An 11,340-nucleotide genomic window follows, 5' to 3' on the forward strand; every position below is an offset into this window, starting at 1 on the left:
GCGCAGGGCCGTATCCCAATCCGCGCCCGCCGCGAGCGACACCGAAAGCGCTGCGGCGACGGTATCGCCGGCGCCGGAGACGTCGCGCACTTTCACGGGGAAAGCTGGAACATGGACGGCATCGCCATTGCGCGGCACCAGCGTCATGCCGTGCTCGCCTTGGGTCACCAGGATCGCCTCGCAATCGGCGAGCCGCATCACGTCCTCGGTGGCATCGACGATGCTTTGCGTGGTGTCGGCGCGGCTGCGGGTGGCTTCCGAAAATTCCTTGCGGTTGGGCGTGAGCAGCGTGGCACCGCGATAGATCGCCCAGTTGAGGCTCTTGGGATCGACGATCACGGGCTTGCCGAGCTTTCGCGCGGCGTCGATGGTGTGGCGGATCACGCGCGCGGTCAGCACGCCCTTGGCGTAGTCGGACAGCAGCACGATATCGGCGCGCGCGATCTGCGGCAGGATCGCCTCGATCAGCTTGGTCTCGACGTCATCGGAGGCAGGCACCGCCTGCTCCCAGTCCGCGCGCAACATGTGGGTGGAGAAATGCTCGGAGACGAAACGGACTTTTCGCGTGGTCGGCCGCGACGGATCACACACCAGCACGCTGTCGATGCCGGCTTGCTCCGCAAGCGCGGCCGCGAGCCGCCTGCCCGCATCGTCATCGCCGACAAGACCGACGAAGATGCAGCGGGCGCCGAGGGAGGCGACATTGCGCGCGACGTTGCCGGCACCGCCGATATGGGTCTCGCTGCGTTGGGCGGTGATGACAGGCGCCGGCGCTTCCGGCGAGATCCGCGACACCTCGCCATAGACGAACTCGTCCAGCATGATGTCGCCGATGCACAGCAGCGTGCGGCGCGCGATGTCTTGCGCGAGCGCATCGAAATCGAGAATGGGGGTCGCCATGATCCAAAAACCTCAGCGGAAGCGGTCGGGCCGGTCGAGATAATCCCCGACATAGGCCTTCACCGCATCCTCGAGCGTCGTGAAGCCGCCATTATAGCCGGCACGGTGGAGACGATCGACCTTGCTCTGGGTGAAGTATTGATAGCTGCCGCGGATCGTCTCGGGCATGTCGATGTATTCGATGTTGGGCCTGCTGCCGAGTGCTGCGTAAGCCGCGAGCATCAGGTCCTTGAAGCTGCGCGCCTTGCCGGTGCCGACATTGAACAGGCCGGACACCGAGGGCGTCGCCAGCAGCCACATGACGACGCGCACGACGTCGTCGACATAGATGAAATCGCGGCGCTGATCGCCGTCGGCGACGCCCTCGCGATGCGACTTGAACAGTTGCACGGCGCGGCCCGCCTTGACGTCGTCGAAGCGGCGCGCCAGCACGCTCATCATCGTGCCCTTGTGGTATTCGTTGGGGCCGAACACGTTGAAGAATTTCAGGCCTGCCCATTGCGGCGGCAGCTTGTCGCCGCGCGCGACGCGCTCGGCGACCGCGAGATCGAACAGATGCTTGCTCCAGCCGTAGAGATTCATCGGCCGCAACGTCTTCAGCGCAGGCAACGAGGCATCGTCGTCAAAGCCTTCCGCGCCGTCGCCATAGGTCGCCGCCGAGGACGCGTAGATCAACGGCACCGCATTGGCCGTGCACCAGTCCAGGAGGCGCATCGACAGGCGGAAATTGGTTTCGATCACGAGATCGCCGTCGGTCGCGGTGGTCTCGGAAATCGCCCCGAGATGGATCACGGCCTCGAGCTTGCGGCCGTTCAGCCAGTCGAGCAGTTCGGCCGGCGGAACGATATCCACAAGCTGCCGCTTGGCGAGATTGCGCCATTTTCCGTCGCTGCCGAGCAGGTCACACACCACGACGTCGCTGCGGCCGGCCTCGTTCAGCGCGGCGACGACATTCGATCCGATAAAACCGGCCCCGCCGGTCACCAGCAACATTCCAAAATCCCTGCCCGAATTTTCGCGGTCCGACACCTGCCCCTGCCGTAGCGCATCATCTGCCAAAGTGTAAGCATTTTGGGACCGCTCCTCAGCCGGCTTTACCTGCCGGCCCGGAGCGGGTAACCGAACCGCCACATCAGCCCCCTTCGGTCCTTTTAACGAATGAACCAAGATTCGCAACTTAGTGGAGATACAGATCGGAGCGACACAAGCCCGATCCTGATCGTTCCCTATATGTGGATCGGCGATTTCGTCCGGAATCACACCGTGGTCCGGGTCCTGAAGGAGCGCTGGCCGAACCGGCCGATCGATCTTTTGACCACGTCGCTGTGCGCGCCGCTGGTGGATTACATGCCCGGCGTTCGCCAGGGGATCGTCTGGGACCTGCCGCGCAGCCGGCTTGCCGTGGGCCGCCAGTTCGGCCTGGCGACGCTCCTGCGCCAGCGGAACTATGGCACCGCCCTGGTGCTGCCCCGGACCTGGAAGGCCGCCATTGCACCGGCGCTGGCCGGCATCCCGGAGCGGGTCGGTTTCGTCGGCGAGTTCCGGTTCGGCCTGCTCAACCGCTGGCGCTGGGGCGAGAAAAAGCTGCCCCGCTTCATCGACAAGAACGCCGCGCTGGCCCAGCCCGATGGCGCCCCCCTGCCTCCGGAGTGGCCCGTGCCGCAATTGCGGGTCCCGGCCGAGGAGATCGTGCGCTGGCGGCAGGCCAATGGCGTGAGCGCAGGAGCGGCGGTGGCGCTCGCGCCCGGCTCGGTCGGCGTCTCAAAGCGCTGGACCTACTATCCGGAGGCCGCCCGGCTGCTGGCCGAGCGCGGGCTGGAGGTCTGGGTGGTCGGCGGCCCCGGGGAAAAGGACCTCGCCCAGGAAATCGTCGCCGCGGGCGGCCCGGGCGTGCGGGACCTGACCGGCAACGACCTGCGCAACGGCGTCATGGCCATGGCGGCGGCGGGCGTCGCGATCTCGAACGATTCCGGCCTGATGCACATCGCAGCCGCACTCGGCACCCCCACCATGGGCATCTTCGGCCCGACCAGCCCCTATCTCTGGGCCCCCCTCAACGGCCTCGCCGCGACGGTGGTCCAGGACAGGAGCGTGCTCACCTGCCAGCCCTGCCAGAGCACGATCTGCAAGATGAACGACCACCGCTGCATGCGGGATATCGCAGCCTCCGAGGTCGTGGCGATCGCGCAGCGGGTGCTCGGAGCGTGAACTCATTGACGCTATGAGTGCGCGCTCTGATCGGGCAATCGTCGGCGAATCCAACAGCCGGGATCCCCAGCGGGGCGCCGCCCCGCAAACCACGTCAAGGCCGCCGGACATCTCTGGCGGCCCTTCCGGTTCTGACCGATCGCACCCGTCATCGCGCGACGCTGCGCTCTGCTTCAAGMAGACGCGTGTTCTGCAGAACTCATTGACTTAGATCAACGAGAGGTTCGCCAGTTCGCCGCACTCCAATGCTGCACGAAACCGATGCGAAGAGCGACGCCTTGCTGCGACCCAGCGACGTCGAAGAGGCTGATTTGGCGGTATTGACCATTTAGTTGGAGAGTTTCATGAGGACCTTCAATCCTTGGGTGACGTTGGTGCTTCTCGTGACGCAATCGGCCTCGATACAGGCCGCGGATTTGAACGGAGCCTGGACAATCGATGCCTCGGCCTGCGGCCAAATGTTCACCAAAGAGAACAACAGGATTGCCTTCAAGAAGGATGYTGATCTCCACGCGGGCGGCCTCATCGTCCAGGGAAGGGAAATCACCGGCACATTTGAAAAATGCACGGTCAAATCGTTGCACGATGACGGACCGAATATGCGAATAGTCGCGTCGTGCTCGGACGGCGTCTCGATTTCAGACATGGCATTCGACCTGACGTTCGCCGGAGAGAATAATATCACACTCAGCTCCAAGGCACCGGTGCCGGTGCAAATGCCGTATGTGCGCTGCCCGATGTGAAATCGACCGCGACGGTTTCAAGGAATCTGGATGGATGATCCGGACATCACGACCTGAGACCGTCGAGGCTGCGCCGATGATGACATCATGCCACTGTTTTGCCCGACGCGTCAAATCGATTTCGTAAAATCCGCAGCAACTCGCGCCTACCGCCAAGCCATTGATTCCGTTGGCCCCGGCTACTGTGCATGGGGTTGTTTTCGCGTTTTTTGTTTGCGGTCGCTAAAAACCACGGCTCAAAGCAGCGGCCGATAGACCTCGCCGATCCGCGCCGCCTCGGCATCGAGGCTGAATTTTTCGAGCACCCGCGCCCGTCCCCGGTCGCCCATCGCCCTTGCAGCAGCGATATCCTGCATCAGCGGCTCGAGCGCAGCGGCTAGAGCATCCGCGTCACCCGTCGGGATCAGCACGCCGGTCACACCATCCTCGACCACGAGCTCGGCCGCACCGGCGCGCGCGGCGACCAGCGCGCTGCCGGCCGCCATCGCCTCGATCAGCGTGAGGCCGAATCCTTCGTTGCGCGAGGTGAAGGCGTAGATCGTCAGCCGCTGATACCAGCGCTGCACCGCTTCGATCGGCAGCTCGCCGGTGATGACGATGCGCGGTTGCAGGCCGGCGGCCTCGATCCGTTTCTTCAGGTCGTTGGCAAAGGGAGTTTGCTCGGGCGTGACCTGGCCGACGATGATTGCGGTGAAATCGGGATAGCGCGGCAGCAATCGGCACATCGCATCGACGAAGACGTCGGTGCCCTTCTGCGCCCGCACGCGGCCGAAGCAGCCGATCGCGTAGCGGCCGGGCAGCGCGGCTTCCGCGAAGGCAGCAGTGCGATCCTGCGGTGGCGCATAAACGTCGGTGTCGACACCGTGCGGAATCACTGTCGCCTTCACCTTCAGGAACGACGCCGAGATGTCGGAGGTCGCGATGATTGCGTCCATCTGCCGGATCAGCCAGCGCGTGATCCAGCTGTGATGCCGCTGCGCCGCCGAGGTGAAGACCAGCTTGAGCGGCCATCCGAGCGCGCGCAGCACGACACCCGCAATCATCTCGTTGTTGCGCCGTGCATGCCAGATCAGCGGCGTCTTGCGGCGCCATAACTTGAGGAAATCGGCTACACCCAGGCGCGCAATCCCCTCCGGCGCGTCCGAGCCGAACCATGCGGCGCGATAGAGCCTCGCCAGCCGCGGCGCCACCATCCGGTTGGTCGCGGTGACCCCGGAATAGCGCCTGTGCAGATTTGGCACGATCACTTGCAGATCGCCCGGGGAATTCGCCACGTCATGCTCCATTTCGAATGGTCCCTATACGCAACATTAAGCATAGTGGCCAGTTCAGCCGCGCCGAAACCCCCTCTTCACCGCGCAAACGTTAGCATCGAGCGTTGATCGAAGACGGGTGAGACCATGACTGTGCTAGTCACCGGCGGCGCCGGCTATATCGGAAGTCACACGGTCCTGGCGCTGGCGGAAGCCGGCGAGGACGTCGTCGTGATCGACGATCTCTCCACCGGTTTCTCCGCTTATCTGCCGGAAGGCGTGCCGCTGTTCATCGGCGATGCCGGCGACGAGAACCTGCTCGAGGGCGTGATCGCCCAGCACAACATCGAGAGCATCATCCATTTCGCAGGCTCGGTCGTGGTGCCGGAATCGATGCGCGATCCGCTCGGCTATTACCGCAACAACTTCATGACCGCCCGCAATCTGCTCAACGTCGCCGTCAAGCGCGGCATCAACCGCTTCATCTTCTCCTCGACCGCCGCCGTCTACGGCAATCCGGACCAGGTGCCGGTGCCCGAGCACGCGCCGACGCGGCCGCTGTCGCCCTACGGCTCGTCGAAGCTGATGACCGAGATCATGCTGCACGACGTCGCCGCCGCCTACGGCATGCAATATGTGACCTTGCGCTATTTCAACGTCGCCGGCGCCGATCCGCAGGCCCGCATCGGGCTTGCCACCGTCGGCGCCACGCATCTGCTCAAGATCGCGGTCGAAGCCGCCACCGGCCAGCGCGCCAAGATCGACGTGTTCGGCACCGACTATCCGACCCAGGACGGCAGCTGCATCCGCGATTTCATCCACGTCACCGACCTCTCGCAGGCCCATCGCTCGGCACTGGCTTACCTGCGCAACGGCGGCGCCTCGACAACGCTCAATTGCGGCTATGGCCGCGGCTATTCGGTGCTGGAGACCATCGACGCGGTGCGGCGGGTTTCGGGCCGCAGCTTTGCCGTGCAATACGCCCCGCGCCGGCCCGGCGACATCATGACCATGGTCGCCGACACCAGCCGCATCCGCGCCCTGCTCGACTGGAAGCCGCAATATGACGACCTCGAGACCATCGCAGCCCACGCGCTGGCCTGGGAGGAGAAGCTGTTCCGCGAGCGCCATGGCGAGCTCCGCCAAGCCGCCTCGGCCTAGAATCCTCCCCTGCGCAAGCCCTTAATTGGGCTTGAAAAGCCCCGCTTTAGCGGGCACAGAGGCCCTTCGATCCCTGACGCGCGGGCAGGCTATTGTCCTGTGCCGTCAATGGACTACGGATGGCCCAGTTTCCAAAGAAAATCACCGACGATCCCTATGCGGCAGCGGTCCTGATTCGCCGCCTGGTCACGGAACAGGGGATGATCTACTGGCGGCGCTACCTCGTCGCCTTCGCGCTGATGGCGCTTGCCGCCGGATCGACCGCGGGCGCGACCTACGTGCTCGGCCAGGTCATCAACCAGGCCTATGTCGACAAGAACATCCCGGGTATCGCGATGTTTTCGGGCATCACGGTGATCCTGCTGTTCATCAAGGGCGTGGCGACCTACGGCCACATGGTGATCCTGACCAAGATCAGCAACGCCATTCTCGCCACCAATCAGCGCCAGCTCTTCGCCAAGCTGATGCGCGAGAGCGTCGGCTTCTTCTCCGAGCGGCACTCCTCGGAATTCCTGGCGCGGCTGACGGCCGGCGCCAAGTCGATCACCGACGTCCTCAACATGCTGGTCAACGCCGTCGGGCGCGACCTCATGATGCTGCTCGCCATGATCGGCGTGATGGTGTGGCAGGACCCGGTGATGTCGTTCATCGGCCTCGTTGTGGTGCCGCCGGCGATGCTGGTGCTGCGCAAGCTGGTCAAGCGCATCAAGGGTCTCGCCTTCAACCAGTTCACCGGCACCGCCGACATCATGGAGACCATGCAGGAGTCGCTGCAAGGCATCCGCACCGTCAAGGCGTTCACGCTCGAAGAGACCATGCAGAAGCGCATCGACGAGAACATCGCGATCGTCGAGCGCAACGCCAACAAGATGGCCCGCGTCGCCAACCGCTCCAACCCGCTGATGGAGATGCTCGGCGGCTTCGCGGTCGCAGGCTGCCTGCTCTATGGCGGCTACAGCGTGGTCGCGCTCAACGCCACGCCCGGGGCGTTCTTCTCCTTCATGACCGCGTTCCTGATGGCGACCGAGCCGGCCAAGCGGCTGGCGCGGCTCAATATCGACCTCAACAGCCAGCTCGTCGGCGCCCGCATGCTGCTCGAAGTGGTCGACAGCCCCGCGAGCGAGCATTCCGACGACGACAAGCCGGCGCTAAAACTGTCCGATGCGCGGATCGAGCTGCGCGATGTCAGCTTCTCCTATCGTGCCGGCGAGACCGTCCTGAACCGCATGAGTTTCGTTGCCGAACCCGGCAAGGTCACCGCATTGGTCGGCCCCTCCGGCGGCGGCAAGTCGACCGTGCTATCGCTGCTCTTGCGCTTCTACGAGGTGACGCAAGGAGCGATCGTGATCGACGGCCAGTCGATCGGCTCGGTCTCGCGCAAATCGCTGCGGGCACAGACCGCCTATGTCGGCCAGGACGTCTATCTGTTCCGCGACACCATCCGCAACAACATCGCCTTCGGCAAGCCGGGCGCGACCGAAGAGCAGATCATCGATGCCGCCAAGGCGGCCTGCGCGCATGATTTCATCATGAGCTTCCCGCTCGGCTACGACACCCCGGTCGGCGAGCACGGCACGCAGCTGTCGGGCGGCCAGCGCCAGCGCATCGCGGTCGCGCGCGCGCTGATCAAGAACGCGCCGATCATCCTGCTCGATGAGGCCACCGCCGCGCTCGATTCCGAGTCCGAGAAGCAGGTGCAGGAGGCGATCGAGCATCTCTGCCAGAACCGCACCACCATCGTGATCGCGCACCGGCTGCACACCATCATGCACGCGGACGCGATCCTGGTGGTCGAGGGCGGCGAGATCGTCGAGCAGGGCCGGCACGACGAGCTGTTGCGCCGCTCCGGCCGTTACGCCTCGTTCTTCCGTCTGCAACACCACGACGCAAGCGCCTTGGCGCTGGCGCCGATCAGCGCAACCGCATAACATCGCATTCACCCCAAGATCACCCCAAGAGCAGCGAGACCGCTCCATGAACGCCGCCTCCTACGTCATTCCGCTTCCATCGCAGCCATCGCTTCCCGTCGTCGGCGAGGCCGGCCGTTACCCGGTGCGCCGCATCTGGTGCGTCGGCCGCAACTATCTCGAGCACATCCGCGAGATGGGCAATGACGAGCGCGCGCCGCCGTTCTTCTTCGCCAAGCACGCCGACATGCTGGTGCCCGATGGCGCCACCATTCCCTATCCGCCGCTGACCAAGGATTTGCATCACGAGGTCGAGCTGATCGTCGCGATGAAGAGCGGCGGCCTGAACATTCCCGCCGACAAGGCGCTCGACCATGTCTATGGCTATGCCGTCGGCATCGACCTCACCCGCCGTGACCTCCAGATCGCCTCGCGCAAGAAGGAGCGTCCGTGGGAGATCGGCAAGTCGTTCGACTATTCCGCGCCCTGCTCCGCGGTGCAGCCCGCCGCGAAGATCGGCCATCCCTCGAAGGGCAAGATCTGGCTCACCGTCAACGGCAAGGAAGCCCAGAAGGGCGACCTCACCGAGTTGATTTGGAACGTGCCGGAGATCATTTGGCAGCTCTCGCAGCAGGTGAAGCTCGCCGCCGGCGACATCATCATGACGGGCACACCGGCCGGCGTGTCGCAGCTCCAGCCCGGCGACAAGCTCGAATGCGGCGTCGACGGCATCGGCACGCTGAAGGTTGCGATCGGCCAGCCGGAATAGGCTGCACGACATCTCGAAATCGAAAGGCCCCGGACATGTCCGGGGCCTTTTTGATTCGGATCGTATCTACCAGGCCTTCACCGGCCGATTGGCGTGGCTCATCTGCGGCACACCGCGATTGAGCGACATGTGGGAATGCACGCATAGCCAACCGTCGCCATTCCTGGAAAACACCATGGTGGCCCGGCCGGGACGCGGAAACGGGCTGCCGTCGGGATGAAAACCCGTACTCGTCCACGGCGCGATCACGGTCGCCATCGCACCATCGGGGGACGCCAGAATCGAGGTCTGCTCGAGGACAAAACGGAAGTCGGTCGTCTTCGGCCAGACGTTGTCCCATTGCGTCGAGACCCATTGATCGAGGCCCGGGATGACGTCGTTATGCGTGCCGAAGGCGAGCACCTCGGGGTGAAAGAGCGGCCGCGCCGAGGCGTAATCGACCTCGCGCACATAGCCCGCGAAGGTTTCCAGCCACTGGCGGAAGAACTGCGCTATTCCGGTGCTCGCTGTCGGCAAGGGCGCCATTGCCTGCTCCATAATCGGCCACTAAATCGCGGCAATCTTGTTGCCATGGACTGAACTGTCCAGCAAGACTCGCGCCAATGGTCAGGACCGGGCTGGTCCGCCGTAGAGATTACATTGACAACGAGAGGTGTCTCTGATGTCGACCACGACCACCGAGCTCGAAGGGCTGCTGATGCAGCGCTCGCTCACCGACCCACAGCTTGTGGCCGCAGCGGAGAAAGCGGCGGACTTCCGCATCCTGCCGGATGCCACCGTGATCAAGATCGGCGGTCAGAGCATGATCGATCGCGGCCGTGCCGCGGTCTATCCGGTCGTCGAGGAGATCGTTGCCGCCCGCAAGGCGCACAAGCTCCTGATCGGAACCGGCGCCGGCACCCGTGCGCGGCATCTGTATTCGATCGCGGCCGGGCTTCGCCTGCCGGCCGGCGTGCTGTCGCAGCTCGGCGCGTCCGTCGCCGACCAGAACGCCGCGATGCTCGGGCAGCTGCTTGCCAAGCACGGCATCTCCGCCGTCAGCAGCGCCGGGCTCTCGTCGGTGCCCCTGTTCCTCGCCGAGGTGAACGCCGTCATCTTCAGCGGCATGCCGCCCTATAGCCTGTGGATGCGGCCCGCGGCCGAAGGCGTGATCCCGCCTTACCGCACCGATGCCGGATGCTTCCTCGTGGCCGAGCAGTTCGGCTGCAAGGCGATGATCTATGTGAAGGACGAGAACGGCCTCTACACCGCGAACCCGAAGACGTCGAAGAACGCCACCTTCATTCCGAAAATCTCCGTGGCCGAGATGAAGGCCAAGGGCTTGCAGGACTCCATCCTGGAATTCCCGGTGCTCGATCTCCTCAACGCCTCGCGCCATGTCCGTGAAGTGCAGATCGTCAACGGCCTCGTCCCCGGCAATCTTACCCGCGCGCTGGCGGGCGAGCATGTCGGCACCATCATCACCGCGAGCTGAAGAGAGCACCGTCATGACTGATGTCAACCAGATCAAGCACGTCGCCTCGCCGCTGGCGCGCCAGACCCTGCTCGACAGCGATCTCACCCGCCCCGTCGCGGGCAACCGCCCGATCAAGCTCTTGCCCTGGCTGCAGGTCATCAAGATCGGCGGCCGCATCATGGATCGCGGCCATGAAGCGATCCTGCCGCTCGTCGACGAACTGCGCTCGCTGCTATCAGAGCATCGCCTGCTCATCCTGACCGGCGCCGGCATCCGCGCCCGCCATCTCTACAGCGTCGGTCTCGATCTCGGACTGCCGGTCGGCTCGCTGGCGCCGCTCGCCGCAAGCGAGGCCGGCCAGAACGGCCATATCCTTGCAAGTCTGCTGGCGCCGGAGGGCGTCTCCTACATCGAGCATCCCACCATCGCGAGCCAGCTCGCCATCCACCTCACCGCGGCGCGTTCGGTGGTCGGCAGCGCCTTTCCGCCCTACCACCACCATGAATTCCCGACCTCGCGCATTCCGCTGCATCGGGCCGACACCGGCGCCTTCCTGCTCGCCGACGCGCTCGGCGCCGCCGGGCTCACGATCGTGGAGGATGTCGACGGCGTGTACTCCGACGATCCCAATGGCGCCGATGGCAAGAAGGCGGAGCTGCTGAAAGAGACCAGCTTTGCCGAGCTTGCGAAGCTGAAGGGCACGCTGCCGTTCGATCCGGCGTTGCTCGATGTCATGGCGAACGCGCGGCACATCGCGCGCGTGCAGGTCGTGAACGGCCTCGTTCCCGGCCGGCTCACGGCGGCGCTGCGCGGCCAGCACGTCGGGTCGATCATCAACACCGGCGCCAAGCCTGCGTGATGCAAAAACAAGGCCCCGGAGTACGCTCCGGGGCTTTGTCATTTAGTCACCGTAGCCCGGATGGAGCGAAGCGCAATCCGGGAC

11 protein-coding genes are annotated in these 11,340 nt (G+C 64.7%); 7 read left to right on the plus strand and 4 right to left on the minus strand.

Annotated features, from left to right (window positions below):
* Both rfaE1 and rfaD read right to left on the minus strand, forming a co-directional pair.
* Window positions 1-888, minus strand: an 888-nt coding sequence (rfaE1, locus tag ACXJL8_RS20620; protein WP_456685484.1) for a D-glycero-beta-D-manno-heptose-7-phosphate kinase, incomplete at its 3' end; no start/stop codon positions are given.
* A 24-nt stretch (window positions 889-912) separates the two neighbouring features.
* On the minus strand, window positions 913-1,893 hold the full coding sequence (rfaD, locus tag ACXJL8_RS20625; protein ID WP_456620985.1) for an ADP-glyceromanno-heptose 6-epimerase: 981 nt from the start codon (window positions 1,891-1,893) through the stop codon (window positions 913-915).
* 165 nt (window positions 1,894-2,058) lie between these two features.
* Here rfaD and waaF point away from each other — a divergent pair, with 165 nt between their 5' ends.
* Both waaF and ACXJL8_RS20635 read left to right on the plus strand, forming a co-directional pair.
* A complete protein-coding gene (gene waaF / locus ACXJL8_RS20630; protein WP_456620984.1) occupies window positions 2,059-3,108 on the plus strand; it encodes a lipopolysaccharide heptosyltransferase II in 1,050 nt (349 codons plus the stop codon).
* 344 nt (window positions 3,109-3,452) lie between these two features.
* A complete protein-coding gene (locus ACXJL8_RS20635) occupies window positions 3,453-3,851 on the plus strand; it encodes a hypothetical protein (protein ID WP_456685483.1) in 399 nt (132 codons plus the stop codon).
* Window positions 3,852-4,087: 236 nt separating this feature from the next.
* On the opposite strand, the gene ACXJL8_RS20640 is transcribed toward ACXJL8_RS20635, so the two are convergent.
* Window positions 4,088-5,125 carry a glycosyltransferase family 4 protein gene (locus ACXJL8_RS20640; protein WP_456620982.1) on the minus strand — a complete coding sequence of 346 codons (1,038 nt, stop codon included), beginning with the start codon at window positions 5,123-5,125 and terminating at the stop codon, window positions 4,088-4,090.
* Window positions 5,126-5,251: 126 nt separating this feature from the next.
* Between ACXJL8_RS20640 and galE the strand changes: the two genes are divergently transcribed.
* From galE to ACXJL8_RS20655, 3 genes are all read left to right on the plus strand, one after another.
* Window positions 5,252-6,265 (plus strand): UDP-glucose 4-epimerase GalE, encoded by a 1,014-nt coding sequence (gene galE / locus ACXJL8_RS20645; RefSeq protein WP_456620981.1) that lies wholly within the window; start codon window positions 5,252-5,254, stop codon window positions 6,263-6,265.
* A 119-nt stretch (window positions 6,266-6,384) separates the two neighbouring features.
* Window positions 6,385-8,193: an ABC transporter ATP-binding protein gene (locus ACXJL8_RS20650; RefSeq protein ID WP_456620980.1), complete on the plus strand. Its 1,809-nt coding sequence runs from the start codon at window positions 6,385-6,387 to the stop codon at window positions 8,191-8,193.
* A gap of 46 nt (window positions 8,194-8,239) precedes the next feature.
* A complete protein-coding gene (locus tag ACXJL8_RS20655; protein WP_456620979.1) occupies window positions 8,240-8,941 on the plus strand; it encodes a fumarylacetoacetate hydrolase family protein in 702 nt (233 codons plus the stop codon).
* A gap of 66 nt (window positions 8,942-9,007) precedes the next feature.
* Here ACXJL8_RS20655 and ACXJL8_RS20660 read toward each other — a convergent pair whose 3' ends face one another.
* Window positions 9,008-9,466 carry a YybH family protein gene (locus ACXJL8_RS20660; protein ID WP_456620978.1) on the minus strand — a complete coding sequence of 153 codons (459 nt, stop codon included), beginning with the start codon at window positions 9,464-9,466 and terminating at the stop codon, window positions 9,008-9,010.
* 136 nt (window positions 9,467-9,602) lie between these two features.
* Here ACXJL8_RS20660 and ACXJL8_RS20665 point away from each other — a divergent pair, with 136 nt between their 5' ends.
* Both ACXJL8_RS20665 and ACXJL8_RS20670 read left to right on the plus strand, forming a co-directional pair.
* A complete protein-coding gene (locus ACXJL8_RS20665; RefSeq protein ID WP_456620977.1) occupies window positions 9,603-10,415 on the plus strand; it encodes an amino acid kinase family protein in 813 nt (270 codons plus the stop codon).
* A 13-nt stretch (window positions 10,416-10,428) separates the two neighbouring features.
* On the plus strand, window positions 10,429-11,256 hold the full coding sequence (locus ACXJL8_RS20670) for an amino acid kinase family protein (protein WP_456620976.1): 828 nt from the start codon (window positions 10,429-10,431) through the stop codon (window positions 11,254-11,256).
* Window positions 11,257-11,340: the final 84 nt, after the last annotated feature.

The organism is Bradyrhizobium sp. P5_C11_2 (assembly GCF_054049755.1).

Excerpts from the sequence above, each read along its gene's own strand:
- rfaD (WP_456620985.1), bottom strand. The coding sequence starts at position 1,893 with ATGTTGCTGGTGACCGGCGGGGCCGGTTTTATCGGATCGAATGTCGTC.
- waaF (WP_456620984.1), top strand. The coding sequence starts at position 2,059 with ATGAACCAAGATTCGCAACTTAGTGGAGATACAGATCGGAGCGACACA.
- galE (WP_456620981.1), top strand. The coding sequence starts at position 5,252 with ATGACTGTGCTAGTCACCGGCGGCGCCGGCTATATCGGAAGTCACACG.
- ACXJL8_RS20650 (WP_456620980.1), top strand. The coding sequence starts at position 6,385 with ATGGCCCAGTTTCCAAAGAAAATCACCGACGATCCCTATGCGGCAGCG.
- ACXJL8_RS20655 (WP_456620979.1), top strand. The coding sequence starts at position 8,240 with ATGAACGCCGCCTCCTACGTCATTCCGCTTCCATCGCAGCCATCGCTT.
- ACXJL8_RS20660 (WP_456620978.1), bottom strand. The coding sequence starts at position 9,466 with ATGGCGCCCTTGCCGACAGCGAGCACCGGAATAGCGCAGTTCTTCCGC.
- ACXJL8_RS20665 (WP_456620977.1), top strand. The coding sequence starts at position 9,603 with ATGTCGACCACGACCACCGAGCTCGAAGGGCTGCTGATGCAGCGCTCG.
- ACXJL8_RS20670 (WP_456620976.1), top strand. The coding sequence starts at position 10,429 with ATGACTGATGTCAACCAGATCAAGCACGTCGCCTCGCCGCTGGCGCGC.